This window comes from Streptomyces sp. NPDC058674 (assembly GCF_042716505.1).
GTDB lineage: Bacteria > Actinomycetota > Actinomycetes > Streptomycetales > Streptomycetaceae > Streptomyces.
Genome location: NZ_JBHXSC010000003.1, coordinates 19,295 through 44,443 on the forward strand (window position 1 = coordinate 19,295; position 25,149 = coordinate 44,443).

Annotated in this window: 28 protein-coding genes; 20 read left to right on the forward strand and 8 right to left on the reverse strand. The window is 73.4% G+C overall.

What is annotated here, in order from left to right:
• The first annotated feature begins 21 nt into the window (after positions 1–21).
• Entirely contained in the window at positions 22–1,461 is a 1,440-nt protein-coding gene (locus tag ACFWU6_RS02360; protein WP_383977767.1) for a cellulose binding domain-containing protein, read from the forward strand.
• An 87-nt stretch (positions 1,462–1,548) separates the two neighbouring features.
• On the opposite strand, the gene ACFWU6_RS02365 is transcribed toward ACFWU6_RS02360, so the two are convergent.
• Complete coding sequence (locus ACFWU6_RS02365; protein ID WP_383977770.1) at positions 1,549–2,049, reverse strand: MarR family winged helix-turn-helix transcriptional regulator; 501 nt, start codon at positions 2,047–2,049, stop codon at positions 1,549–1,551.
• 100 nt (positions 2,050–2,149) lie between these two features.
• Here ACFWU6_RS02365 and ACFWU6_RS02370 point away from each other — a divergent pair, with 100 nt between their 5' ends.
• The 7 genes from ACFWU6_RS02370 (at position 2,150) to ACFWU6_RS02400 (ending at position 8,508) form a co-directional block, all read left to right on the forward strand.
• Positions 2,150–3,331: a PP2C family protein-serine/threonine phosphatase gene (locus ACFWU6_RS02370; RefSeq protein WP_383805406.1), complete on the forward strand. Its 1,182-nt coding sequence runs from the start codon at positions 2,150–2,152 to the stop codon at positions 3,329–3,331.
• An 82-nt stretch (positions 3,332–3,413) separates the two neighbouring features.
• The gene (locus tag ACFWU6_RS02375) at positions 3,414–3,932 is read left to right on the forward strand and encodes a MarR family transcriptional regulator (RefSeq protein WP_383977773.1); all 519 of its coding nucleotides are present in this window, start codon (positions 3,414–3,416) and stop codon (positions 3,930–3,932) included.
• Between the two features lie 107 nt (positions 3,933–4,039).
• The gene (locus ACFWU6_RS02380) at positions 4,040–5,323 is read left to right on the forward strand and encodes a PP2C family protein-serine/threonine phosphatase (protein WP_383977776.1); all 1,284 of its coding nucleotides are present in this window, start codon (positions 4,040–4,042) and stop codon (positions 5,321–5,323) included.
• The gene (locus ACFWU6_RS02385; protein ID WP_383977780.1) at positions 5,305–7,116 is read left to right on the forward strand and encodes a CHASE3 domain-containing protein; all 1,812 of its coding nucleotides are present in this window, start codon (positions 5,305–5,307) and stop codon (positions 7,114–7,116) included. The genes ACFWU6_RS02380 and ACFWU6_RS02385 overlap by 19 nt, the downstream gene beginning before the upstream one ends.
• A gap of 2 nt (positions 7,117–7,118) precedes the next feature.
• Complete coding sequence (locus tag ACFWU6_RS02390; protein WP_383978037.1) at positions 7,119–7,568, forward strand: response regulator; 450 nt, start codon at positions 7,119–7,121, stop codon at positions 7,566–7,568.
• A 26-nt stretch (positions 7,569–7,594) separates the two neighbouring features.
• Complete coding sequence (locus ACFWU6_RS02395; RefSeq protein ID WP_383805414.1) at positions 7,595–7,957, forward strand: STAS domain-containing protein; 363 nt, start codon at positions 7,595–7,597, stop codon at positions 7,955–7,957.
• A gap of 116 nt (positions 7,958–8,073) precedes the next feature.
• Positions 8,074–8,508, forward strand: coding sequence for an ATP-binding protein (locus ACFWU6_RS02400; RefSeq protein WP_383977783.1), 435 nt, complete (start codon positions 8,074–8,076; stop codon positions 8,506–8,508).
• A 459-nt stretch (positions 8,509–8,967) separates the two neighbouring features.
• On the opposite strand, the gene ACFWU6_RS02405 is transcribed toward ACFWU6_RS02400, so the two are convergent.
• The gene (locus ACFWU6_RS02405) at positions 8,968–10,092 is read right to left on the reverse strand and encodes a glutamate--cysteine ligase (protein WP_383805432.1); all 1,125 of its coding nucleotides are present in this window, start codon (positions 10,090–10,092) and stop codon (positions 8,968–8,970) included.
• Between the two features lie 180 nt (positions 10,093–10,272).
• Between ACFWU6_RS02405 and ACFWU6_RS02410 the strand changes: the two genes are divergently transcribed.
• The 7 genes from ACFWU6_RS02410 (at position 10,273) to ppk2 (ending at position 14,753) form a co-directional block, all read left to right on the forward strand.
• Positions 10,273–10,638, forward strand: a complete 366-nt coding sequence (locus tag ACFWU6_RS02410; RefSeq protein WP_383805418.1) for a PRC-barrel domain containing protein — start codon at positions 10,273–10,275, stop codon at positions 10,636–10,638.
• Positions 10,639–10,740: 102 nt separating this feature from the next.
• The gene (locus ACFWU6_RS02415; RefSeq protein ID WP_383805420.1) at positions 10,741–11,109 is read left to right on the forward strand and encodes a PRC-barrel domain-containing protein; all 369 of its coding nucleotides are present in this window, start codon (positions 10,741–10,743) and stop codon (positions 11,107–11,109) included.
• Between the two features lie 180 nt (positions 11,110–11,289).
• Positions 11,290–12,078, forward strand: coding sequence for a hypothetical protein (locus ACFWU6_RS02420; RefSeq protein ID WP_383805422.1), 789 nt, complete (start codon positions 11,290–11,292; stop codon positions 12,076–12,078).
• A gap of 83 nt (positions 12,079–12,161) precedes the next feature.
• Positions 12,162–12,335 carry a CsbD family protein gene (locus ACFWU6_RS02425; protein WP_383805424.1) on the forward strand — a complete coding sequence of 58 codons (174 nt, stop codon included), beginning with the start codon at positions 12,162–12,164 and terminating at the stop codon, positions 12,333–12,335.
• A 94-nt stretch (positions 12,336–12,429) separates the two neighbouring features.
• Positions 12,430–13,188, forward strand: coding sequence for a restriction endonuclease (locus tag ACFWU6_RS02430; RefSeq protein ID WP_383977786.1), 759 nt, complete (start codon positions 12,430–12,432; stop codon positions 13,186–13,188).
• A 263-nt stretch (positions 13,189–13,451) separates the two neighbouring features.
• Positions 13,452–13,682 carry a DUF6296 family protein gene (locus tag ACFWU6_RS02435; RefSeq protein WP_383813252.1) on the forward strand — a complete coding sequence of 77 codons (231 nt, stop codon included), beginning with the start codon at positions 13,452–13,454 and terminating at the stop codon, positions 13,680–13,682.
• Positions 13,683–13,781: 99 nt separating this feature from the next.
• Positions 13,782–14,753 carry a polyphosphate kinase 2 gene (ppk2, locus tag ACFWU6_RS02440; RefSeq protein WP_383813250.1) on the forward strand — a complete coding sequence of 324 codons (972 nt, stop codon included), beginning with the start codon at positions 13,782–13,784 and terminating at the stop codon, positions 14,751–14,753.
• A 158-nt stretch (positions 14,754–14,911) separates the two neighbouring features.
• On the opposite strand, the gene ACFWU6_RS02445 is transcribed toward ppk2, so the two are convergent.
• From ACFWU6_RS02445 to ACFWU6_RS02460, 4 genes are all read right to left on the reverse strand, one after another.
• Positions 14,912–15,172, reverse strand: coding sequence for a DUF4404 family protein (locus ACFWU6_RS02445; RefSeq protein ID WP_383807787.1), 261 nt, complete (start codon positions 15,170–15,172; stop codon positions 14,912–14,914).
• Positions 15,173–15,226: 54 nt separating this feature from the next.
• A complete protein-coding gene (locus ACFWU6_RS02450) occupies positions 15,227–15,373 on the reverse strand; it encodes a hypothetical protein (protein WP_383807789.1) in 147 nt (48 codons plus the stop codon).
• Between the two features lie 270 nt (positions 15,374–15,643).
• Positions 15,644–16,057, reverse strand: coding sequence for an ATP-binding protein (locus ACFWU6_RS02455; RefSeq protein WP_383977789.1), 414 nt, complete (start codon positions 16,055–16,057; stop codon positions 15,644–15,646).
• Between the two features lie 94 nt (positions 16,058–16,151).
• Positions 16,152–17,030, reverse strand: a complete 879-nt coding sequence (locus ACFWU6_RS02460; protein WP_383807795.1) for a SigB/SigF/SigG family RNA polymerase sigma factor — start codon at positions 17,028–17,030, stop codon at positions 16,152–16,154.
• 301 nt (positions 17,031–17,331) lie between these two features.
• Here ACFWU6_RS02460 and ACFWU6_RS02465 point away from each other — a divergent pair, with 301 nt between their 5' ends.
• Positions 17,332–18,234 (forward strand): polysaccharide deacetylase family protein, encoded by a 903-nt coding sequence (locus tag ACFWU6_RS02465; protein WP_383977792.1) that lies wholly within the window; start codon positions 17,332–17,334, stop codon positions 18,232–18,234.
• 49 nt (positions 18,235–18,283) lie between these two features.
• Here the strand turns inward: ACFWU6_RS02465 and ACFWU6_RS02470 are convergent, their stop codons facing one another.
• Positions 18,284–18,943 carry a transglycosylase SLT domain-containing protein gene (locus ACFWU6_RS02470; RefSeq protein ID WP_383807801.1) on the reverse strand — a complete coding sequence of 220 codons (660 nt, stop codon included), beginning with the start codon at positions 18,941–18,943 and terminating at the stop codon, positions 18,284–18,286.
• A gap of 594 nt (positions 18,944–19,537) precedes the next feature.
• Between ACFWU6_RS02470 and ACFWU6_RS02475 the strand changes: the two genes are divergently transcribed.
• The 4 genes from ACFWU6_RS02475 (at position 19,538) to ACFWU6_RS02490 (ending at position 23,894) form a co-directional block, all read left to right on the forward strand.
• Positions 19,538–20,626: an S-(hydroxymethyl)mycothiol dehydrogenase gene (locus ACFWU6_RS02475; RefSeq protein WP_383807804.1), complete on the forward strand. Its 1,089-nt coding sequence runs from the start codon at positions 19,538–19,540 to the stop codon at positions 20,624–20,626.
• A gap of 200 nt (positions 20,627–20,826) precedes the next feature.
• On the forward strand, positions 20,827–22,137 hold the full coding sequence (locus tag ACFWU6_RS02480; protein ID WP_383977795.1) for an alpha/beta fold hydrolase: 1,311 nt from the start codon (positions 20,827–20,829) through the stop codon (positions 22,135–22,137).
• A gap of 105 nt (positions 22,138–22,242) precedes the next feature.
• Positions 22,243–23,007 (forward strand): PIG-L deacetylase family protein, encoded by a 765-nt coding sequence (locus ACFWU6_RS02485; protein ID WP_383807810.1) that lies wholly within the window; start codon positions 22,243–22,245, stop codon positions 23,005–23,007.
• A 53-nt stretch (positions 23,008–23,060) separates the two neighbouring features.
• The gene (locus ACFWU6_RS02490; RefSeq protein ID WP_383977797.1) at positions 23,061–23,894 is read left to right on the forward strand and encodes an enoyl-CoA hydratase/isomerase family protein; all 834 of its coding nucleotides are present in this window, start codon (positions 23,061–23,063) and stop codon (positions 23,892–23,894) included.
• Positions 23,895–23,936: 42 nt separating this feature from the next.
• Here ACFWU6_RS02490 and ACFWU6_RS02495 read toward each other — a convergent pair whose 3' ends face one another.
• Positions 23,937–24,851 (reverse strand): SDR family oxidoreductase, encoded by a 915-nt coding sequence (locus ACFWU6_RS02495; RefSeq protein ID WP_383807816.1) that lies wholly within the window; start codon positions 24,849–24,851, stop codon positions 23,937–23,939.
• Between the last annotated feature and the right edge of the window lie 298 nt (positions 24,852–25,149).

Here is a 25,149-nt window from a genome sequence, read left to right on the forward strand (position 1 = left end):
CCACCCCGAGAGGAACGCACCATGCGAACCCCGAACCGCCGCACGACCGCAGCCCTGGCACTCGCCCTCACCGCCGGCCTCGGCTCGGCCGCCCTGACCGCCCTGACCGCCCTGCCCGCCAGCGCGGCCGCCGAATCCGTCAAGGTCCAGTACCGCACCAGCGCCGGCGGAGCCACCGCCGACCAGGTCGAGCCCTGGCTGAAGGTGGTCAACAACGGCACCGCCGCCGTCCCGCTGAGCCAGGTCAAGCTCCGCTACTACTTCAAGGCCGACGCCGCCACCACCCAGTACCGCTTCGCCTGCTCCTGGGCCGTCAGGGGCTGCGCCCACATCACCGGCACCTTCGGCACCCTGGCGAACCCCACGGCCACCGCCGACCGCTACCTGGAGATCTCCTTCACCGGCGGGGCGGGCACCCTCGCACCCGGAGCCGACACCGGCGACATGCAGCTGCGCTTCCACCGCGCCGACTGGCAGGCCCTGAACCAGTCCGACGACTACTCCTTCGACGCCTCCCGCACGGCGTACGGGGACTTCGCGAAGGTCACTGCGAAGCTGGGCGCCGCCACCGTCTGGGGCACCGCGCCCGGCGGCAACACCCCCGACCCCACGCCGACCGGCCCCACACCGTCACCGACCGACCCCGGGCCGGCCGGAGCCGCCCTCTTCGACGACTTCAACTACGCCTCCCACACCGACCCGGCCATCACCGCGCACGGCTGGAGCGTGCGCTCCAACGCGGGCGGACCGGGGGTCCCCGGAGCCACCTGGGCCCCCGAGAACGTCACCTTCGGGCTGGAGTCCGGCAACTCCGTCATGAACCTGGAGACCTCCACCGCCGGCTCCGGCCAGAGCACCAAGCACACCGAGATCCTCACCCGGGCGACGAAGTTCAAGAACGGCACCTACGCGGCCCGGGTGAAGTTCTCCGACGCCCCCACCCACGGCCCGGACGGCGACCACCTCGTCCAGACCTTCTTCACCATCAACGACCTCAAGGCCCCCATGGCCGACGACTACGCCGAGTACGACTTCGAGTACCTCCCCAACGGCGGCTGGGGCGAGCCGGCCAACATCCTGTACGCCACCTCGTGGGAGACCTACCGCCCCGACCCGTGGGAGGCCGTCAACCAGCACTCCGAGGCACGCACCAGCTACGCCGGCTGGCACGACCTCGTCCTGACCATCGACGACAACACCCTCACCTACTACGTCGACGGCCAGGTCTTCGGGACCCACGACGCCCGCTACCTCCCCGAGCGCCCCATGTCGATCAACTTCAACCAGTGGCTGATCGACCTCAACGGACAGCCCGGCTCCACGCCCCGCGCCTACGACCAGAAGGTGGACTACGTCCTGCACGTCAAGGACCGGGTCCTCACCCCCGCCCAGGTCGCGGCCAGGGTCGGCGCCTACCGCACCGCGGGCACCACCTTCCAGGACACCGTCCCCAACGGCTGACGCCCCACCCGGCCTGCGCTCCGGGGCGGCACCCCCGGAGCGCCGCCGCACCGCACGCCCGTACGAGCCCGTGGGCCCCGGATCCGCTCAGGCGGTCCGGGGCCGCGCGCTCTGCGGCTCCGGCAGGCGCAGCGGCCCGCCCACCGCCTCGCGGAGGTCCGCCAGCCCCACCGCCAGCGCGGCACGGGAGGCGGCCGGCATCGCGGCCATCGCCACCGTCAGCGCCTCCTCCCTGCGGGCCCGCAGGTCCGCGAGGTACGTCCGGCCCTGCGGGGTCAGGTGCAACTGGTGCTCGCGACGGTCGGTGGGACTCGGCGCCCGCTCCAGGAAGCCGACCGCCTGGAGCCGGTCGCACAGCCGGGTGACCGAGGGCGGAGCCGCCCCCAGCAGCCTCCCCAGCGCGCTCAGGTTGATCTCGTCGTTCTTCTCGACGATGAAGAGGACCCGGGCCTGCGCCGGCGAGACCGGCGGCGCGCACACCGTGTCCCGGCCCCGCTCCCAGACGACCTCCAGCAGCTCGATCAGCTCGCTGACCTCCACGACCGCGGACACCGCGGGACGGGGGGAGCGGATCGGGCTCTGACGCATGTGACACTCCCTACCGGATGTACGAGCCGCTCGACCATCGGGGCGGCGGCTTCGTGGCACCCCCATAGTGACAGTTTCGAGAGAGGCAGGACCCAGGCCGGTGTCCAGACACGAGGGCGTGGAGCGCATTCTGCGGAACGCCGCGCCGCACGAGCTGTTCGACGAGGTCCGGGACGTGTTCACGCGGGAGTACGGCGCCCGCCGCGTCGAGCTGCTGATGGCGGACTACGCCATGACCAGGCTCCAGCCGGTGACGGACCTCCCCGACACCGCCGAACCGCTGCCCGTGCACGGCAGCGACCCCGGCCGGGCCTTCGGCGCCCAGGAGGCCTACGTGGTCGCCGACGCCGCCGGCGCCGCCGTCCACCTGCCGGTCAGCGTGCGCGGTGACCGTCTCGCCGTCCTGAGCGCGCGCTTCGCGGCGGACGCCCCCGCCCTCGGACTCCTCGGCGAGCTCCAGGACGTGGCCGACGCCCTGGCCCACGAGATCCTGGTCGCCGAGCGCGACACCGACGTCTTCCTCCGGGCCCGGCGGGCCACCCGGCTCACGCTGGCCGCGGAGATGCAGTGGCAGCTGCTTCCGGGCCGGTCCTGCTCCCGGCCCGAGTACGACCTGGGAGGCCAGCTGGAGCCCGCGTACGCCATCTTCGGGGACAGCTTCGACTGGTCGACCTCCGCCGACCACCTGACGCTGACCGTGAACAACGGCATGGGCGAGGGCATCGACGCGGCCCTGCTGACCAACCTCGCCGTCAGCGCCCTGCGCAACGCCCGCCGGGGCGGCCTGGGCCTGGTGGACCAGGCCAGCCTGGCCGACCAGGCCGTCTACGGCCAGTACCAGGGCCGGCAGTACCTCGCCATGCTCCTCATGCGCTTCTGCCTGCGTACCGGCGAGGTCGAGATCATCGACGCCGGATCGCCGCGGGTCTGGCGGCTCCGGCAGGGCGTGGTGGAGCCGGTCGAGCTGGAGGCCCAGCTCCCGCTCGGCATGTTCGAGGACAGCGTCTACACCTGCCAGCGCTTCCGGGTCCTGCCGGGGGACCGGCTCTTCTTCCTGAGCGACGGGGTCTACGACGTCACCTCGCCCGGCGGGGAGCCGTACAGCCTGCACGCCCTCGGCCGGGCCATCGCGAACACCCGGCTCCTTCCTCCCGCGCAGGTGCCGCGCGCGGTCCTGGAGGAGCTCACCGGGCACCGCGGGCGCATCGAGGCGGCCGACGACGCCATGGTCGTCTGCCTGGACTGGCACGGCCGTCCGGAGGAGGGGGCCCCGCTCCCGTAGCCCACCCGAGGGTCGCCCGACGGACGGAACGGGGGAGGGGGCGGGTGCGACAGCACCGCTCCGCGATGGCACAGTGGGCCGTATGGCGCCTCGCAGCGGTCGAAACGGCGCGGAGGGGCATCCCTCCGCGGCCGTCAGCGCCGCCGTGGAGCTGCTGGAGGTGCTGCGGGCCCGGGGCCAGGACGCCGCGGGGGCGGCGGTGTCCCCCTCGCAGCTGCGGGCGCTCCTCGTCGTCGAGACGGCCGAGGGGATCAACCTGCGGACCCTCGGCGCCGTGCTCGGCTCCCGGCCGCCCTCGGTCACCCGGCTGTGCGACAGGATGGCGGCCATGGGCCTCGTGGAGCGGATGCCCAGCCGGACCAGCCGGCGCGAGGTCGAGCTGCGCCTGACCCCGCAGGGCAGGGCGCTGCTGGAGGAGCAGCGGTCGATCCGCCTGCTGGAGATGGCGGCGGTGCTCGACCGGATGGAGCCCGCGGCCGTCGAGGCCCTGGTCGTGGGCCTGCGCGGCTTCCGGGACGCGGCGGACGCACGGTTCGCGCCCGGCCCGGCGACGGCCGCGGACGCACGCGAGGGCCCCTCGGTGGTCGGCAAGGACAATTGACCAGTTAAAATATTGCCCAACGGCAAATGATCACTCTAAGCTCACCCCGGACGAACCAGGTGCCCGACAGGCGCCCGCTCTCTCGTGTGAGAAGGGAAACGAACACCATGGGGAGCGCTCTCGGCCTGGGGTCGCAGCACCCCGCCGACACCTCGGGACAGCTGGCGGCATCCCCGCCCCGGCAGGCCTCCACGGTCGAACAGGACCGCTTCGAGACGCTGTGGAGCAACCGGCCGCCCCACGTCCTCCTCATCGAGGACGACGAGGGCGACGCCCTCCTGGTCGAGGCGCTCGTGGAGGACAGCGGGGTCGACGTCCGACTCGGCCGGGCCCGCACCCTCGCCCACGCGCTGGCGCAGCTGGACGCGGAGGCGCCGCAGTGCGTCCTGCTGGACCTGCACCTGCCCGACGCCCAGGGTCTCGACGCCCTCAACAAGGTGCTGGCCAGGTCCGCGGAAGCCGCCGTCGTCGTCCTCACCGGGCTCTCCGAGGAGCAGGCCGGCCTCGCCGCCGTCGCGGCCGGAGCCCAGGACTACCTGGTGAAGGGCCGCCTCGAAGCCGACGGCTTCATGCGCGCCATCCGGTACGCAATGCAGCGAAAGCAGACCGAGCTCGCCGCCGCGGCCCTCCAGACGGGCCGGCTGCGCGCGGAGGAGAACGCCCGCCTCGAACGCGGCCTCCTGCCGACACCGCTCCTGCTGGACGACACCGTCTCGGTCTGCGCCCGCTACCGGCCCGGCCGCGCCCAGGCCCTTCTGGGCGGCGACTTCTACGACGTCGTCCAGACCCCCGACGGGGCCACGCACGCCGTCGTCGGGGACGTCTCCGGGCACGGACCGGACGAGGCGGCCCTCGGAGTCTGCCTCCGTGTGGCGTGGCGGGCGTTCGTCATGGCCGGAGCCCGCGGCCAGGCGCTGCTCGACCTCCTGGAGAAGATCCTGGTGGCCGAGCGTTCCGGGCCCGAGATCTTCGCCACCCTCATCGCGGTCACCCGTCCGCCGGGCGACAGCGGCGTCGCCGTACAGCGCGCCGGCCATCCCGGCTTCCTGGTGCGGTCCTCGAAGGGGGTCCGGATGGAGGCGGTCGCGGGCGGTCCCGCGCTGGGGATCGTGCCGGACTGGGACTCCACCTGGCCCGTGACCCAGATACCGATGGAGCCGTCCGGGGCCCTGATGCTCTTCACCGACGGGCTGATCGAAGGGCGCACCGGTCCCGGTTCGGAACGCCTCGACGAGCAGGGACTGCTCGACATCGCCCGCCGGCACGCCGACCTGCCCGCCGAACAGTTCGTCGACACCCTGATCCACACCGCCCAGAGCCTGGCCGCGGACTGGGGCGGGCTGGCCGACGACGTCGCCGTACTCCACCTCGAATGGAACACCTCCTCGTGAGCGCCCCCGAACACGCAGACCCCGCCGCCGCTCCTCCCGGCCCCGCCGCCCCTCCCACCCGTGCCACCCGCGCCGCCGTCCGTCTCCGCGGACTGAGCGTGCAGGCCTGGTTCATGACCGCGCTCGCCCTGCTCGCGGCCATGGTCCTCACCACGGCCGGCGTGGGAGCGGCGCTGCTGGCGAACACCACCGCGGCGGGCGACCGCCTGGTCGACGGGATCGCTCCGGCCCAGCGGGACGCCCTCCGCCTGGAGGCGGCCCTGCTGGACCAGGAGACCGGAATCCGCGGCTACCTCCTGACCGGCCAGCCCGCGCTGCTGGAACCGTACGAACGCGGCCGGGCGAACGAGTTCGGGGCGCTCAAGCGGCTGGACATGCTGCTCGACGGCGAGGACGACGCCCAGGCCGACGTCCGGGCCGTGAAGGACGCCGCCCGAGGCTGGCGGGACGCCTTCGCGACCCCCGCCATCGCCTCGGTACGGGACGGCGGCCCCGCCCCCTCCGTCCAGGAGGGCAAGGACCGCTTCGACGAGGTGCGCCGGCGCATCGACGCGCAGCAGGAGCGGCTGGGCCGCATCCAGGCCGACGCGCGCGCGACCTTCGGGCAGGCCCGCTCCGAGCGCGACCACATCTTCCTGGCCGTCGCCGTGGCCTTCCTGCTGACCGCGGGCTGCCTCGCGATCGTGCTCCACGTGGGCGTCGTACGCCCGCTGGGCGCGGTGCGGGCCGCCTCCCGCCGGGTCGCCGGCGGCGCCTTCGACGAGGAGATCCCCGAGCGCGGCCCCTCCGACCTGCGCTCGCTCTCCCGGGCCGTGGAGGCCATGCGCCGCCGTACCGTCGAGGAACTGGCGGCCTCCCGGCGCAACGCCGCGGAGCTGGAGCGCTCGGCCGCGGACCTCGACGCGCAGGCGGTGGAGCTGCGCCGCTCGAACGCCGAGCTGGAGCAGTTCGCGTACGTGGCGTCGCACGACCTCCAGGAGCCCCTGCGCAAGGTCGCCTCCTTCTGCCAGCTGCTGGAGAAGCGTTACGGCGACAGCCTCGACGAGCGCGGAGCCCAGTACATCGGCTTCGCGGTCGACGGGGCCAAGCGGATGCAGGTGCTCATCAACGACCTCCTCACCTTCTCCCGGGTGGGCCGCGTGCAGGACGCCAGGGAGACCGTCGCCCTCGACGGCACGGTCGACCGGGCCCTGCGCAACCTCGCCGCCGCCGTGGAGGAGAGCGAGGCGGAGGTCGTGCGGCCGGACGGCCTGCCGGAGGTGGAGGGCGACCCCACCCTCCTGACCATGCTCTGGCAGAACCTCGTGGCCAACGCGGTCAAGTTCCGGGCCCCGGGGCGGGCGCCGCGCGTCGAGATCGGCCTCGTGACCGACACTGGGGCGGACCCCGGCTTCCACACCTTCAGCGTCACGGACAACGGGATCGGCATCGCCCCCGAGTTCGCCGAGAAGGTGTTCGTCATCTTCCAGCGGCTGCACGGCCGGGAGGCGTACGGAGGCACCGGCATCGGCCTCTCGCTCTGCAAGAAGATCGTCGAGCACTCGGGCGGACGCATCTGGATCGACACCGACCACACGGAGGGCGCGAGGCTGCTCTTCACCCTGCCCGTGACCGCCGCTGACCGATCCCGTTCCCCCGTGGACGGATCCCGTTCCGAGGCGGAAGCATCCCGTCCCGACGCGGGCTCCGGTGCCGCGCCCGCCTCCGTCTCCGCGCCGGCGGTCGTCCCGGCCCGGACCCCCTCCTCACCCCAGAGCGCCGAACCCGCGGCCGCGGAAGGAAACACCCCATGACCATGCCCACCGGCCCCCAGGCACAGCCCGCGGAAGTCCTGCTCGTCGAGGACGACGCGGGCGACGAGCTGATGACGCGCGAGGCCTTCGAGGACAACCGGATCGGGAACACGCTGCACGTCGTGCGGGACGGTCTGGAAGCCCTGGACTTCCTCTACCGCCGCGGCGACCACGCCAACGCCCCGCGTCCCGACCTGATCCTCCTCGACCTGAACCTGCCCAAGTACGACGGCCGGCAGGTCCTGGAACAGATCAAGACCGATCCCGAGCTGAGCCACATCCCCGTCGTCGTGCTCACGACCTCGGCGGCCGAGGAGGACATCCTGCGCAGCTACAAGCTGCACGCCAACGCGTACGTGACGAAGCCGGTGGACCTCGACCAGTTCATCCGGGCGATCCAGCAGATCGACGACTTCTTCGTCACCGTGGTGAAGCTGCCGCGGTCCTTCTGACAGCACGGAAAGAAAAGGTGGGGAACATGGACACGCACAACGCCGACGCGCGCAACCGCGTCGAGACGCGGTCCGAGGGCGACGTGCGCATCGTCGTGATGGCGGGCGAGTTCGACATGGACGGCGTGGAAGCCCTGCGGACGGCGCTCGACCCCGAGGCGGCGGGAGTCACCCGGTTCGTCCTGGACGTCTCAGGGGTGACCTTCGCGGACTCGACCGCGCTCAGCATCATGCTTCAGCCCGCGCTGGACCGGCCGGTGGTGCTGGCGGGGGAGGTCCCCGGCCGGCTCGCGCGGCTGCTCGAAGTCACCGGCGCGGACCGGGCCTTCGTCACCGCGCCCACCGTGGCCGAGGCGGTGGTGGTGGCCGTACCGCCCCGGCGGCGCTGAACCGGCACCGGTACGGACGGCCGCCGTGTTTGCCCTCGTGATTGCCCGGGCGGTCACGGGGCAGGCGGGAACGGTCCGGCCGTGACGAGAACCGTGAGGAAGTGAAGGTGCGACAAGTGGAGAACGAGCCCACGCCCTCGGTTCCGCGGACCGCCAGGCAGGCGCGGGACCGTGTGCGTTCGCTCATCGAGACGGCTGGGATCGGGTCGTCCGACCCGGGGTCCGGCGCGGACGTCCTGACCGACGCGCTGCTGGTGACCTCGGAGCTCGCGACGAACGCCATCCGGCACGGCGGGGGGATCACCGGGTTCAGCGCCACCGTGTCCGCGGACGGGCTGCGCCTCGTCATCGCCGACGCCAGTGACGCCTTCCCGGTCGTGGTGGACCGGCAGCCCGGGGCCGCCTTCCCGGGCGGCTTCGGATGGCCGCTGATCCGCCGTCTGGCGCGGAGCGTGGCGGTCGTGCCCGCGCCGCAGGGCGGCAAGCGCATCGAGGTGCTCCTGGCACTGGGCGGGGCCCCGTGGCCGGCGCCCGTCGCGGAAGGCCGCTGACCGCGCGACCCCGGCGGGGACGGCGTCCGATCCGTACCCTCCGTGGCGGCCGCATCCGTCTGCTCAACCGCGATGGCGCGCGCGTTCGGCGCATTCGTCCTGTTCGGCGCATTCGGCCCGTTCCGGAAGAGGGGGCTCGGTTTCCCCGCGCGGGGAAACGTGCGCCTGCCTGCCGTCCGCAGCCGTGCCCGGGCCCGGCTGCTCAAGCGCCGGGTGCCGGGGGAGTGCCGACCTCCGTCGACCCGGCCGGGAAGAGCGCCGGGCCACGACCGCCGGTTGCCGTGCGGCTCCGGACGGCAGTGCATCGTGCGGACGGAGCCCCGGCCGCGTGGTGGCGGGGGGATTGCCACCACGCGACTCGGGCCCGCTCGGGATCCCGCGCCGCTCACCGCCGCGGACTCCCGGTACGGCGCGTATGGCCGCTCTCCGGGAGCCCAAACGGGCGGAGCACGCTTTTCCTCAACGGGCCCCGGCGGTGATCCGTGCGCAGTGGGTGACCACCGCGGCCAGGTCGCCGCCGGTGCGCAGCAGTTCGCGCTGGATGCGGGCTCCGTTGCCCCGCTCCGTCAGTCGGGCGATGCCCTCGCGGACGAGTGCGTCGTCGCCGTGGTCCACCAGCGCTTCGCGCACGTGCGCGTACAGGGCCTGGACCGCTCCGGCGGCGGACGTCTCGCGCATGGACACCGGGTCGATGAGCGGGCCGTCCAGGCCGGAGCGGCCGGCGCGCCAGGAGGCGAGGCGCAGCAGGCCGGTGCCGATCCGGGCCGGGGGCTCGCCGGCCCGCCACTGCCGCGCGGCGGTCTCGACGAGCCCGCGTACGAGGGCGGCCAGCAGGACGGGGGTCCACGCCTCCAGGCAGACGTCCGCGACCCTGACCTCGACCGTGGGGTAGGTGGCCGACAGACGGGCGTCGAAGTACATCATGGCCTCGTCGCGGAGCACGCCCGTCGCGAGCATGGCGCCGACCTGCTCGTGGTAGTGGTCGGCGGAGCCGAAGACGTCCATCGGGCCGGCCGACGGCAGCCGGTTCCACACCCGGCTGCGGTAGCTCGCGTACCCGCTGTCCTGTCCCTGCCAGAACGGCGAGTTGGCGCTCATCGCCGTCAGGACGGCGAGCCACGGCCGGATCCGGTCCAGTACCGCCACACCCTCCTCGTCCGACTCGACCGACACATGGACGTGGCAGCCGCCCGTCAGCTGCTCCTGAACCGTCAGCCCGAACTGCTCCGCGAGCCACTGGTAGCGCTTGCCGTTGCTGAGCGAGGGGCGGACGGGCAGCGGCGACGTGGCGAGGGCGGCGACCCGGGTATCCGCTGAGGCCGCGTGGCGGGCGGCCTCAGCCCGCCACCGGACGATCTCCTCCAGCAGCTCGCCCATCTCCGTCACCGGCTTCGTGGCGAACTCCAGCTGCTCCTTCTGGAGCTCCTTCTCGAAGGTGTGGCCCGGGGCCTCGCCGTCACCGCTCTCCGGCGCCCGCCGGGCGGAGCGGTCCGCGGCGGCCAGCACCGCTCCCGCGCGGGCCCGCGGCTCGCCGCTCTCCGCGTCGACCAGGAGCAGCTCTTCTTCCACGCCCACACTTCGCATGCCGCCGCCGTCCGTCGCTCCACCGCTCATGTCCCCCCGCACCTGCCCTGACCGGCCCCGGCCATGCGGATCAGGTTGAGGGGCGGGGTGCGGGGCAGGCGCGCCGTCGACGGAGGTGCCGCCGCCCCCGGCGCACGGTGGACGGCGGGACCGCGGTCCCGATCGAGGGAGTTGTTTCGCATGACGGAGAACGTGTGGTCCTACCGCGCCGGCGTGGACTACCTGGCGGCCGAACTGACCGGATACAAGGTCGAGGCGCTCGACGGCGGCATCGGCAAGGTCGACAAGCACTCCGACGAGGTCACCGACGCCTACCTGGTCGTCGACACCGGCGTGTGGATCCTGGGCAAGGAGGTCCTCCTGCCGGCCGGTGTGGTGACCCGCATCGACCACGCGGCGCGGAAGGTGTTCGTGGACCGGACGAAGGACCAGGTCAAGGCCGCTCCCGAGTTCGACCGCGACCAGCACCTCGCGGACGCGGGCTACCGGGAGGTGCTGGGCACCCACTACCTCTCCGGCATGCCGTTCGGCGTTCCCCCGGCCTGACCGGGCTCCCGTCCGCCGGGCCCGGCACGCGGGGGACCGGCTGTCCCTTCCCAGCCTTTCCCACCTCTTCCCCGCCTTCCCTACCAGAGGAGTTGTGTTCACGTGACCGAGAACGGGTGGAACTACCAGCCGACCACGGGCCACATGGTGGGCGCCGACCTGATCGGCTACAAGGTCGAGGCGACCGACGGCGCCATCGGCAAGGTCGACAAGCACTCCGACGAGGCGGGCGACGCCTACCTGGTGGTGGACACCGGCGTGTGGATCTTCGGCAAGGAAGTCCTGCTGCCGGCGAACACGGTCGTCAGGGTCGACGCGACCGAGCAGAAGGTCTACGTCGACCGCACGAAGGAGCAGATCAAGGACGCCCCCGAATTCCACCGGGAGGCGCACCTGAACGACCCCGGCTACCGCGACCAGCTGGACACCTACTACGGCCTCGGCGGTCCGTACGGCGGGCGCGTGCTCTAGTGCTGGGGCCGGGCTCGTCCGAGGCCCGCTCCGGCGCCCCGTGGTGCCGGCCTCCCCGACGGGGCCGGCACCACAGGCGTTCCCCCGCCCCCGCCCGGGGTGTGCCGCCGGGCGTGAGGGCCCGCCCGGCACTCGCCTAACCTGGCCCCTGTCGGACCGGGTGGGGCGCGAGGGAGCGGCATGAGGCATCAGCAGGTGTTGGACAAGTTGGCGGCGCGGGGACACGTCCGGGCCATGGACGAGGAGTTGGCGCGCTGGGTGCGGTGGCAGATGCACCTGCCCGGCGCCTCGCACGAGGAGGTCGCCCACGCCGTGATCGGCCCCGTGCTGACCCGCTGGCGCTGCCTCCTCGACTCCGACGACGCGAGCCCGGCCCTGCGCAACGTCGCCAAGGTCGCCCTCGCCACCCTCCTCCACAAGTACGGCTTCCAGGACGCGGACCTCACCGCGCAGGCCGTTGCCGCGGTGGACGAGCTCAACCGCGACGTGGTCCTCTCCGACGCCTTCGAGCGCCAGTCCCGGGAGATCAAGGAGCTGCTGCGCTCGGCGCCGGCCCCGCTGACCCGGAAGCCGGCCTCGCCCCGCTCCCTCACCTTCCTGCGTCCCGGAGACGTGCTCTCCGTCGAGCTGGGCGGGCGCTTCCACGCCGCGTACGTGTGGCGGGTGGACGGGCTCAACGAGACCCCGCTCATCGAGTTCTACGCCGGCACCTTCGCCCAGCCGCCCACCCCCGCCGAGCTGGCGGGCGGACGGGCGGCGCGGCCCGGCGGCCGCGCCCGCTTCGGCGTCGACGGCCTCACCTACCTGCCGGACCCCGCCGGCCAGGTCAGGGCGGTGGCGGCGGCCCACGGGGAGGGGCCGCTGGGCGGGGAGCCCGGCCCCGGGCAGGGCCTGTACACAGTGACGGACGTGATGACCCTCCAGCGGCACATGGCCGAGCTCTTCGGCGGGCCCCCGGCGGCCCGCTGACCGGCGCCGCCACGTTTGGGAAGGGCCATCCGGGTCAGACGAGGACACGAAGGCAGTTCCCCGTCCCGCAGGGAGTGATGAGCGTGTCGGACAACGAGAAGGGCCGCGCCAGGGCCGAACAGGCCATGGGCAAGCTCAAGGAGGCGGCCGGCCGCCTGGTGGGAAACGAGCGGCTGACGGCCGAGGGCCGCGCCGAGCGGGCGAAGGGCGACGCCCGGCAGGCCAAGGAGAAGATCAAGGACGTTTTCAAGCGGTGACGTGACCCGCACCGCACGTGTGCGCCGCGGTCCCGAACCCGTCAGGGGGTTCGGGACCGCGGCGCTTTCGAACGATCACAGGGAGGGCTCCCGCATGACGTCATCGGGGGAAGAGGGCAGGACGCCCGGGCGGCGCGCGGCCGCGCCGATCGGGCGCGACGTGGTGCTGGTCGTGGGACTCGCGGCGATATGCGTGGGGGGCCTCGCCGTCTTCCTCAGAGCCGCGGGCGCGGCCGACACGGGGGTGCCGGTGGTCCCCGTGGCCACGGCGGTGGTCCTGGCGATCGGGGTGGCGCTCGCCAAGTGGAGCGTCTCGCCCGTCCGGCGCCGCTCCGCCGTAGGGCCCGTCCCCGTCCCCGCCCCGGTGCCGGACGCGGCGTGGGACACCGGGTGGGAGGCGGAGCCTCCCGTGCCGGACGTCGGCCCGGACGCCCTGGACCACGCCGCGGTCGACGCCGACGGCTTCGAGCACACGATCGCCGCACTGTGCGCGCGGGACGGCTGCACGCCGGTCGAGGTGGTCGGCGGCGCCGGCGACCTGGGCGCCGACGTGATCGCGACGACCCCGGACGGACGGCGCATCGTCCTGCAGTGCAAGCACTACGCCGACACCAACCGGGTCGGTTCGCAGGACCTCCAGCGCTTCGGCGGCACCTGCTTCGCCGTCCACGAGGCCGACGTGGCGATCGTCGTGACCACCAGTTCCTTCACCGCACCCGCCGCCGAGTACGCGGACAACTGCGGCATCCTCCTGGTGGACGCCGAGGCACTGGCCGCGTGGACGGAACTGGCCGCGCCCCCGCCCTGGGAGGCGGCCAGTCAGCGGCCCGCGTCCAGGCTGTCCGCTACCTGACCCCCGGCCCTTCCTCGGGCCGCTGCCCGGCCCCCGCTGCCCGGCACACTCCGTAGGGGAGCGCCTGCGCGGCCGACGGCCGGCTCGGGCACGCCCTCACCTGCCCGTCTCGTCCCTTCGAACCCGGACCTCGGATTCCGGACCTCGGATGTGGGACCCCGCGACGTCGGACCTCCGCCCGGCCGCCCGCAAGATGCGCGCCGGCCGGGCGCGACGGAGCATGGCCGTGGGCCCCGGCCCCGACCGAGAACGGATGGGACAGGATGCAGACGCAGAGGTACGAGCTGGTCTTCGAGGAAGGGCCCGAAGCCGGGCAGGACGTCGTGGAGGTGTCCGACACCGGGCAGAAGGGGCCCGGCGGCCACCCCGTCTACGCCGACGAGACCGGCATCGTCCGGGCGGAGATCAGCGACCGCGGCGAGGTCCGCATGCTGGCGAGCGGGGGCGGCCAGGAACCGGCCCACCGGGTCAGCGCCCGGGAACTGCCGTCCTGACGGGCTCCCCGACCCCGAATGGTCCGGCCCGGCCCGGGTAGGCGCCCGTCGGGGCGGCGGGAACCAGCCTGCCGGTCCCTTGTGGAGGAGGGTTCACGGATGCCTGACCAGGCGGACGCGCAGCAGCACGAGCAGCTCCTGGACGGGCTCAGGGTCGATGAGACCCGTCCCGAGCAGCCGGTGCTGCTCGACGGCGCCGGGCTGCCGATCCGGACCTGGCGCGAGAACCACCCGTACGACCGCAAGCTCCGCCGCGACGAGTACGAACGGGCCAAGCGGATCCTCCAGATAGAGATGCTCAAGCTCCAGCGCTGGGCGAAGGAGACCGGGGCCCGCGTGGTGGTGGTGTGCGAGGGACGGGACGCCGCGGGCAAGGGCGGGACCATCAAGCGCTTCACCGAACGCCTCAACCCCCGCGGAGCCCGCGTGGTGGCCCTGGACAAACCCACGGAGCGCGAAGCGGGCCAGTGGTACTTCCAGCGCTACGTCGACCACCTGCCCTCCGCGGGCGAGATCGTCTTCTTCGACCGGTCCTGGTACAACCGCGCCGGCGTCGAGAAGGTCATGGGCTTCTGCACAGAGGAGCAGTACCGCCTCTTCCTGCACCAGTGCCCCTCCTTCGAGTCCATGCTCGTCGAGGACGGGATCCACCTGGTCAAGTTCTGGTTCTCGGTCTCCCAGGCGGAGCAGCGCACCCGTTTCGCCATCCGCCGGGTCGATCCGGTGCGGCAGTGGAAGCTGTCGCCCACCGACGTGGCCTCCCTCGGCCTGTGGGACGACTACACGGCGGCCAAGGTCGCGATGTTCCGCGCGACCGACACCGACCACGCCCCCTGGACCGTGGTCAAGAGCAACGACAAGCGCCGGGCCCGGCTGGAGGCCATGCGGCACCTGCTGTGGCGCCTGGACTACGACAACAAGGACCCCGAAGCGGTCGGCCTCCCGGACACCCTCGTCGTGGGCGCCGCCGACACCCTCCTCGAACCGGGAGAGGAGACGACGGTCCTGTCTCCGACCCCCCTGGCCCCCTACGCGGCGGGCCCCGGGGCCCACCCTGAAGACACCGCCTGACGGGGGCCCGCAGCGGGCTCGCCCCGCCGGGGCCGCCCTCCCGGGGCGCCGTATGACGGGGTCCGACGACGGGGAACGTACGACGGGAGGGGCCCGGGTCTCGATGACCCGGGCCCCTCCCGTCGTACCTGCCGTACCGCGCGCCTACCCGCCCATGCCTACACGCCCATCGAGGTCAGGCTCTGCGCGATGCTGTTCAGCGTCGCCCCGATGCGCGGGTGCTCGACCTCGAAGCGGGCGAGCGACAGGTTCAGCCCCTCCAACAAGCCGGGCTCACCGCAGTGGTCCTCCCGGGCCGCCGCGGCTTCGAGCCTGCCCAGCAGCGCTTCCAGATGCTCACGGTCCTGCGGGGGCAGGGCGGGATCCGCGGCCTGCGCGCGCAGGGCCGTGAGGGAGGTTCGCAGTTCGTGCTGGGGCATGGGGATTCCTTACGCCTTTTCCTGGTCGTTTCCTCGCGCCTGTGGTCCGACGGCTCAGCGCCGGCCGCGCAGACGTCCGAGGAGCGAGCGCGCCTGCGCCTGCTTGCGCGGGTCCGACGCCGCGCGCCGTACGGAGGCCAGGACCTTCTGTCCCTGCCTGCTGCGGCTGAACTGCTTCACCTTCGCGAGCACTCCGGACATCGGTCCTCCTGAGTTCGGATCCTCTTGACAGAGCGTCGGATACCCCGCTTCCGGCCGGCCAATCAGACCGGTTCCGATCCGCCCGTCACGTGGATCGGGGACAGGAAGCAGGTGACTGCGCCCCGCTTCTTCACCCCGTCCACACCGTGGAGGCGCAAGCAAGCGGGAGCATGCGCCGCGCGCCTCAACACGGCGCGTTGCCAAGGGAGTTGTCCGCAGGGCGGCGACGAAGCGTCGACGCCCCGCCGACCGGGGAGGTCGGCGGGCTGATCAGCGGGGAAGGGCGGCGACGATGGCCTTGCCCATGCCGGGGCGGGGCTGGACGATGCTGACGCTGTGGGCGAGGCGCTGGATCATCGGCCAGCCGAAGCCGCCGGTCAGGCCGCTGAGGTCGGGCGTACGGTCCTGCGGGTGGGCCGGGCTGGGGTCCTCGACGGTCACCTGGATCTGGTGGCGGTCGGCGCGCAGCCTCAGCGCCGTGACGGCGCCGGCGTGCCGCAGTGCGTTCGTCACGAGCTCGGAGACGAGCAGCAGGACGTTCTGCACGGTCGTCTCCGGCGGGGGAGGGTTCAACTCCGCCAGGAACTCGCACGCGGCGTCCCGCGCCTGCGCCGCGCGCAGCGGCGGGCAGGCGCACCCCGGCGCGTGGGCGGTACAGCCCTCGTGGTCGCTCAGCTTCTCCATGTCTCTCACCCCGTTCTGGGGCGGCGCCCGAGCGGATGCCGCACCCCGCACATCTACGGTGGGGCCGGGCCCGGAAGGGCGGCCCCCGGGACGGTCAGGTGGCGAGCATGCCCTCGCGCAGCCGGGACAGGATGCGGGTGAGGAGCCGGGAGACCTGCATCTGGGAGACGCCGAGCCGCTCGCCGATCTGTGCCTGCGTCATCTCCTGGCCGAAGCGCATCTGGATGATCAGCTTCTCGCGTCCTTCGAGCTGCTCCAGCAGCGGCGCGAGGCTGTGCAGGTCCTCGAAGAGGCCCATGGCCGGGTCCTCGTCGCCGAGCGTGTCGGCCAGGGCGCGCGGGGCGTTGTCGGAGGTCTCGTCCTGCTCGTTGTCGAGGGACTGGCTGGAGTGGCCGTTGGCGGCGACCAGCCCTTCTATGACCTCGTCCTCGGTCAGCTCCAGGTGGGCCGCCAGCTCCTTGACCGTCGGGGCCCGGTCGAGGTCGGCGCTGAGCTCCTCCTTGCCGCGGGCGAGCTGGATGCGCAGCTCCTGGAGGCGCCGCGGGACGTGGACGGCCCAGGTGGCGTCGCGGAAGTGACGTTTGATCTCCCCGGTGATGTAGGGGAGGGCGAGGGTGGTGAACTCGTTGCCCAGGGCCGGGTCGAAGCGGTCGATGGCCTTGATGAGCCCGATCGTGCCGACCTGGATGAGGTCCTCGATCTCGGTGCCGTCGGTGCGGTTGCGGAACCGGCGCGCCGCGAACTGGACCAGGGAGAGGTTCATCTCGATCAGCGTGTTGCGCACGTACTGCCGCTCCGGAGTGCCTTCCTCCAGGGTGCGGAGCCTCTCGAAGAAGACCTTCGACAGGGCGCGGGCGTCACCCGGGGCAACCTCGCGGGCGTTGTCGATGCGCGGCAGCTGCTGCGGCACCGAGGCCTCCGCCGAGTGCTGCTGGACCGTGGCGGCCGTTCGCTGCGTGGCGAGAATGTTCACTTTCCGCTCCCTGAGACGTTCTCGACTCGAATGACCGGTAACCCTCCCCGGTGACGCGGCCTGCGTGGCTGCGCTGCATGAGCATCGCTCCTCGACGGCACACCCGTCAAGCAATACGTGAAAAGTTTTTCCTGAGTCGGCTTGCGTGAAAACAGTCTGCCGTGATCAACCAGGACAAAGCCCCCCACACCGACCGCAGATCGGGTATCGGCCGAATGGAGGAAGAGGAACCCGCCGCGCGCTCCCTAGCCTGGACCGGCAGTACGAGACCTCCGGCCGAGCGCAAGGGAAGAACGCATCCATGGGCAGCATCAGCAGTTCCGGGACCCGACGGCGGTCGGGTGCCGCGGTGGCGGCGGCCGTCGTGGGCCTCCTCGCCGCGACGGGGGCCCCGGCCCTCGCGGCGGCCGACGGCCCCGCGGGCCAGGCCGCGGGGCAGACCGCCGGCCGGACTACGGACCGGGTCGCGGGGGAGACCGCCGGCCGGACCACGGACCGGGTCGTGGGGGAGACCGCCGGCCGGACCACGGGCCAGGCCGCGGGGCAGGCCGTGGGCCAGGGTCCTGCCGTCGCCCCCGCGCCGGGGGCCAAGATCCCGCTCGGCATCTCCCGGCTCGCGCAGGGCACCGGGCGCGACGTCGCGATCACCATCGACGACGGCCCGGACCCGCGGTGGACACCGCAGGTGCTGCGCGTACTGGAGGAGAACGGCGTCAAGGCCACGTTCTGCATGATCGGAACCAGCGCGCGCGCCCACCCGGACCTGGTCCGGAAGGTCGCGGCCGCCGGACACCGCCTGTGCGACCACTCCGTCGACCACGACGTGACCATGGACCACAAGCCCGTCGCCTACCAGCGGCAGCAGATCCTCGACGCCAAGGGCATGATCGAGAAGGCCGCGCCCGGCGTCACCGTCGACTACTACCGGGCGCCGGGCGGCGCCTTCACCCCCGAGAGCCGCGCGATAGCGGCCGCGAGCGGGATGCGGCCCCTGGGTTGGAGCGTGGACCCGAAGGACTGGAGCCGTCCGGGCCTGCCGGCCATCGTGTCCGCGGTGGAGGGCGCCCTCCCCCCGCAGCCCACCGTCCTCTTCCACGACGGCGGCGGCGACCGCAGCGAGACGGTCGCCGCGCTCGGCGAGTACCTGCCCTGGCTCAGGGCGCAGGGCTACACCTTCAGCTTCCCGGACCGGACCACTCCCTGACGGCCGGGGCCCACCACCTCCGCGCCGAACGGCGCACCGCGCTGAGGGTTTAGTACGGCCCGTTGACGTTGTCGATGGAGCCGTAGCGCGCGGCCGCGTAGTTGCAGGCGGCGGTGATGTTGGCGACCGGGTCGTAGGAGTCCTGCGAGGTACCCGGTACGTGGTAGGCGCGGAAAGTCGGGTCGATGACCTGGAGCAGGCCCTTGGAGGGGATTCCCGCCGCGGCGTTGGAGTCCCAGTTGTTGATCGCCCGCGGGTTGCCCGAGGATTCCCGCATCACGTTGCGGTGAATTCCGTTGTAGGTCCCGGGAATTCCGTGCTTCGCCATGACGGCGAGCGACTCGCGGATCCAGCCGTCCAGATTGTTCGCGTAGGACGCGGGGGCCGCGGTGGCCGCCGTCTTCCGCGCGGCCGTACCGAGCTTCAGTTTGAGGCCGGGGCGGATCACCGCCGGGTTGTCGCCGACGCTGGTCTTGTTCGCCGCGTAGAGCTGTTCCCAGCCTCCGGCGAGTGAGTGGTCTGCTGCGATCTTGGAAAGGGTGTCGCCCGCGACCACCGCATAGGTGGTGGGGGCGGCCGCCTCGGCGGCTCCGGCGCTCGTCGCGCCGATCAAGGGGAGTACGAGAGCGGCTCCGCCCGTGCCGGCGAGGGCCAGCTTGCGGGTGATCGGGTGCTGCTTGGGCCGGCGGTGCTTTCCCTGAGCGGGCATGACGGAATTCCTCACGTGGGGGGACGGGAGAGCCCCGGCGGCGGCCGGATTCGGCAGTCGGCCGCTGGGAACGAGGTGACCGTAGGCGAATGCGCCGGGCGGGAACAAGACGTGAATTCCGCTTGGAGATCGACTTCCCGCATTCCGCCCCCCACATGACCATGGAGAGGCCTCCGGGCAATTGCCGATTCCCTTTCCGGGGAAAGGGAATCGGGCCGTCGTGCGGAAATGATGTTGGAGGTCCACGCGTGACTGACATCACGGTTTGAAGGGCGTGTGCCCAATACGGGCAAGTCGCCGCTCCTTATGCCTCATTCGGGCGACTCGTGCGTTGGCCGCGAATCGCCCATCGTGGACTCTTTCCGGCACTCGGCGGCCTTCGGGCCGCTCTACCGAGGGGCGGTGCACCCGGCCGCCCCGCTGCCGGGGCATCCGGCCCGCCCGCCGGTCCCGGACCCGGCCGCCCCCCTCACCGCCCGCGGGAGTCCGTACCCGCGGAGCCGGCCGGTTCCCGCGCCGCGCGGTGACACAACTCCCGCGCGCCGCGGCGCCCGTGTACGTTCGGACGGCAGCCGAACGAGAGTGGAGTGGGACGTGACGCATCGCGTACAAGGGGTCATCGCCCGGAGCAAGGGCGCACCGGTGGAGACGACGACGATCCTCGTCCCCGACCCGGGGCCCGGCGAGGCGCTGGTCCGGGTCCAGGCCTGCGGGGTCTGCCACACGGACCTGCACTACCGGGAGGGCGGGATCAACGACGAGTTCCCCTTCCTGCTCGGCCACGAGGCCGCGGGCATCGTCGAATCGGTCGGCGCGGACGTCACGTCCGTGGCCCCCGGCGACTTCGTCGTCCTCAACTGGCGTGCGGTGTGCGGAAACTGCCGGGCCTGCCGGCGGGGGCGGCCCTGGTACTGCTTCGCCACGCACAACGCCACCCAGCCGATGACCCTGGAGGACGGCACCCCGCTCTCCCCGGCCCTGGGCATCGGCGCCTTCGCCGAGAAGACGCTCGTCGCGGCCGGACAGTGCACCAAGGTGGACCCGGCGGCCTCACCCGCCGCCGCCGGACTCCTGGGCTGCGGGGTGATGGCCGGCCTCGGCGCCGCCCTGAACACCGGCGGCGTCGGCCGCGGCGACTCGGTCGCCGTGATCGGCTGCGGGGGAGTCGGCAGCGCGGCGGTGGCCGGTGCCCGCCTCGCGGGCGCCTCGAAGATCATCGCGGTGGACCTCGACGACCGGAAGCTGGAGTGGGCCCGGGGTCTCGGCGCCACGCACACCGTCAACGGCGGCACCGAGGACGTGGTCAAAGCCGTCCAGGCGCTGACCGACGGGAACGGCGCCGACGTGGTCATCGAGGCCGTGGGCCGGCCCGAGACCTACCGGCAGGCTTTCTACGCCCGGGACCTGGCCGGGACCGTGGTCCTCGTCGGCGTCCCGACCCCCGAGATGAAGCTGGAGCTGCCGCTCCTGGACGTCTTCGGCCGCGGCGGGGCCCTGAAGTCCTCCTGGTACGGGGACTGCCTGCCGGAGCGCGACTTCCCGCTGCTCATCGACCTCTACCTGCAGGGCCGCCTGGACCTGGACGCCTTCGTGTCCGAGACGATCCCCCTCGACGGGGTCGAGGAGGCCTTCGCCCGGATGGGGCGGGGCGAAGTGCTCCGCTCGGTGGTCGAGTTCCCCTGAGGGCCCCGGCCCGCCCCCGTACCGCCCGGAGCCCCGTACCGGAGCCGCGCGCAGTGCCCGTACCGGAGCCGCGCCCGGAGCCCGTACCGCAGGCGCGCCCGGAGCCCGTACCAGGCTCGGCCCGACCGCCGTACCCGTGTCCCCCGCCGCGATCCGGCCGGGGGCGCGGGCCCTCCCACCTCGTACCCCAGGGGCCGTCCGTGACCGCAGAGCACAGCTACCGCCAGCCCGGGACGGTCCTCACCGACCACCGGTTCACCGTCCCCCTCGACCACGCCCGCCCGGACGGCGAGCACATCGAGCTGTACGCCCGCGAGGTCGTCGCCGCCGGCAAGGACCCGGCGGCGCTGCCGTGGCTGCTGTACCTGGAGGGCGGCCCCGGCTTCGGTGCCCGGCGGTTCGTCGGCCGGCAGGCCTGGCTGGACCGGGCCCTGACGGAGTACCGGGTCCTCCTGCTCGACCAGCGCGGTACGGGCCGGTCCACCCCCGCCAACCGGCAGACCCTGCCGCTGCGCGGCACCCCGGCTCGACAGGCGCAGTACCTGGCCCACTTCCGGGCCGACTCCATCGTGCGCGACGCGGAAGCCGTCCGGCCCGGCCTGACCGGCGGTGCACCCTGGACGGTCCTCGGCCAGAGCTTCGGCGGCTTCTGCGCGACGCACTACCTCAGCGCCGCACCCGAGGGCCTCTCGGCCGCCCTGATCACCGGCGGCCTGCCGTCCCTGACCGCCACCGCCGACGAGGTGTACGAGAGCGCGTACCCGCGCATGGAGCGCAAGACCCTGGCGCACTACGCCCGCTACCCCATGGACGCCGAGCGCGCCCGCCGGATCGCCGCCCGCCTCGCGTCCCGCCCGGCCGAGCTCCCGGGCGGGCACCGGCTGACCGTCGAGGCCTTCCAGTCCCTCGGCATCCTGCTCGGCAGCGGCGACGGCAGCCACCAGCTGCACTACCTGCTGGAGGACGCCTTCGTCCCGACCGCCGCCGGACCGGAGCTGTCCGACGCCTTCCTGGAGGCCGCCCAAGCGCTGCTCTCCTTCGCCGGGCACCCCCTGTACGCGCTGCTCCACGAGTCGATCTACGCCCAGGACCCCGCCGCCCCCACCGGATGGGCGGCCGACCGGGTGCGCGCCCGCCACGCCCGCTTCGACGCCGCGAAGACCCTCGAGGGCCAGGAGCCCCTCCTCTTCACCGCGGAGAACGTCCACCCCTGGCACTTCGCCACCGACCCGGCCCTGGCCCCGCTGCGCGAGACCGCCGAACTGCTGGCCGCCCGTACCGGCTGGACGCCCCTGTACGACCGGGCACGGCTGGCCGCCAACGAGGTGCCGGTGGCCGCCGCCGTCTACCACGACGACCTGTACGTCGACACCGCGCACTCCCTGGAGACGGCCCGCGCCATCCGGGGGCTGCGGACCTGGGTGACGGACGAGTTCGAGCACGACGGCCTGCGCGCGGGAGGCCCCCGCGTCCTGGACCGCCTGCTGGCCCTCGTCCGGGACGAGGCCTGACCCCGGCCACCGCCCCCGCACCCCGGCACGATCCGGGCCCCGCACCCCCGCACCGGACACCGCGCCCCGGCAAACCCTTCCGGTCACAGCGCTAGGGTGCCTGGCATGACCGAACGAGCCGATCACCCCGCGCCCCTGCAGCCCATGCCGACCGACTGGCGGCGCGCCCTCGCCGTCGTCGCCCACCCGGACGACCTCGAGTACGGCTGTGCGGCCGCGATCGCGGACTGGACCGACGGGGGCCGGGAGGTCGTCTACCTCCTCGCCACGCGCGGCGAGGCGGGCATCGACACCATCGCCCCCGCCGACTGCGCCCCCCTGCGCGAGGCGGAGCAGCGCGCCAGCGCGGCCGTCGTCGGCGTGTCCCGGGTCGAGTTCCTCGACCACCGCGACGGAGTGGTCGAGTACGGCCTCGACCTGCGCCGGGACATCGCCGCTGCGATCCGACGGCACCGCCCCGAGCTGGTCGTCACCCTCAACCACCGCGACACGTGGGGCGGCGCGCAGGGCGGCGGTGCCTGGAACACCCCCGACCACAAGGCGGTGGGCCGGGCCACCCTGGACGCGGCGGGAGACGCCGGGAACCGGTGGATCTTCCCCGAGCTCATCAGCGAACAGGGCCTGGAGCCGTGGGACGGGGTGCGCTGGGTGGCCGTGTCCGGCTCCGCCACGCCGACGCACGCGGCGGACGCCGGCCCGGGGCTGGAGCGTGCGATCTCGTCCCTCCTGGAACACAGGGCGTACATCGAGGTGCTGACGGACCAGGATCCCGAGGAATACGTCCGCGCCTTCCTCACCGGCAACGTCCAGCAGGCGGCAGCCCGCTTCGACGGCCGTCCCGCGGTCCCGTTCGAGGTCTTCCCCCGCTGAGCGGCGACACCTAAACTGACGGTCCGTCAGTTATCTACGGGGGTGCAGGCAGGGTGATCGACACCGTCACCACCCAGACCGCGGAGGGTGAGGAGCGGGTCCGGCTGGAGGTCGCCGACGGCCTCGCCGTCCTCACCCTCTGCCGTCCCGACCGGCTCAACGGCTGGAGTTGGGAGTCCACCCGCCAGCTGGGCCTGCTGGCGGACCGGATCCGCTTCGACCCGCAGGCCAGGGCGGTCCTGCTGCGCGCCGAGGGCCGGGCCTTCTGCGCGGGCATCGACGTGACCGCGCCCGGCGGCGCCATCACCGGCGCCACGGCCGCCGAGCGGACCCGCAACTACTACGAGGGCATCCGCTGGGTCCACGAGAGGTTCGCCGTCCTCGCGCGCCTCCCGCAGCCGGTGGTGGCGGCCGTCCAGGGGCACTGCCTCGGCTTCGGCTTCGAGCTGGCCCTGATGGCCGACGTCCGGGTCGCGGCCGAGGACGCCGTCTTCGCCCTCCCGGAAGCCCGGTTGGGCGTCGCGGTGGACGCGGGAGGCGACCTGCGCATAGCCCGTGAGGCGGGCGCGGGCTGGGCCAAGTACCTGGCCCTGACCGGCCGCCGGATCGACGCCGCCACGGCGCAGCGGCTGAACCTCGTGCAACTGGTGGTCCCCGGTCCCGAGCTGGAGTCCACCGCCCGCGCACTGGCGGCCGAGATCGCGGCGAACGCCCCGCTCGCCGTCCAGGGGATCAAGCGCGCGGTCGACGGCTACGCTGACGCGGCGCTCCCGGCCGCCCTCGACCGCGTCGCGATGACCGCGGCCCTCACCCTCACCTCCGACGACTGCCGCGAGGGGTACGGCGCGAAGGCCGCCCGCCGCCCCCCGCACTTCACGGGAGGCTGAGGGCCGTCCCGTCACCCCCGTTTCGGGCGGTCTCCCCGGTCGTCACCGTCCGAAGGGGCCGCGCCCCAACTGCTCCCGCACGGACACCACCTCGGGATTGACCAGGGCCCGGCGCTGCCAGTTCGCGCCGTCCACCACCAGAGTGTGGCCGGTCACGAACCGGGCGTAGGGAGAGGCCAGGAACGTGGCGGCCCAACCCAGTTCGCGCGGCGCGCCGACCCGTAGGGCGGGCTGCCGGGCGTCCTGGACGCCGGGCGAGGCCCGCTCCATGCCGTCCCGGATGTCCCGGGTCATGTCGGCGTGCGGGAACAGCCCGGGAACGAGCCCGTTGACCTGGATGCCGTACGGCCCCCATTCGACGGCGAGCGTCTCCACCAGGTTCTTCACCCCGGCCTTGGCCGCGGCGCTGTGCGCGAAGCCCGGCCCGCCCGTCCACGCGTACGAGGCGCCGATGTTCACGATGGATGCCGGCGTCCCCGCGGCGAGGTGGCGGCGGCCGAACTCGCGGGTCATGAACCAGGTGCCGGTCAGCGTGGTGTCGACCACCGCCCGCCAGGCGTTCGGGGACAGGTCCTCGGCCGGGGAGGGGAAGTTCGCCGCCGCGTTGTTGACCAGCACGTCGGGCAGCCCGTGCGCCGCCTGCGCCGCGTCGAAGGCCTGCGCGACCCGCCCGGGGTCCCGGATGTCGCAGACCGCGGCCGTCACCCGCCCCGCGCCGGGGACGGCGGCCAGCTCCTCGCACGCCGCCGCGAGCTGCTCCGGGCGGCGGCCGGCGATCACCAGATCGCCGCCGAGCCGGGCGAACTCTGCGGCGATGGCCTTGCCCAGCCCGGTGCCGCCGCCCGTCACGAGGACCACCCGGCCCGCGTACGTGCCGGGGGGCAGCGCGGCGGCGCCGAGCGGCGGTGGCGCGGGCAGCCCGCGCGGGGCGTGGTCCCTCAGGGCGTCGTCCGTCATGGGGCATCGATAGCGCGCGCACGCCCAGATGGCCATGCCCGTGACGGGATCGGCCCCGCGGGACGTACTCCCGCCCGCCCGTGCCCGCACCCGTCCGGATCACGGAGCCGGCTGCGCCGCAGGAGTGGTCGAAGCGGCCCCGACCGGGTCGGCCACGCACCCGCAGGTGCGGCCGGCCGGCGGGCCGTGGCGGCGGCGGCGGCAACGGTGCGGCGCGGTCCGGCCCCGATTCCGGTGGGTTCGGCGCCCCTGCGGACCGCTCCCCCCGTATCGCTCCCCGTATCGCTCCCCGTACGGG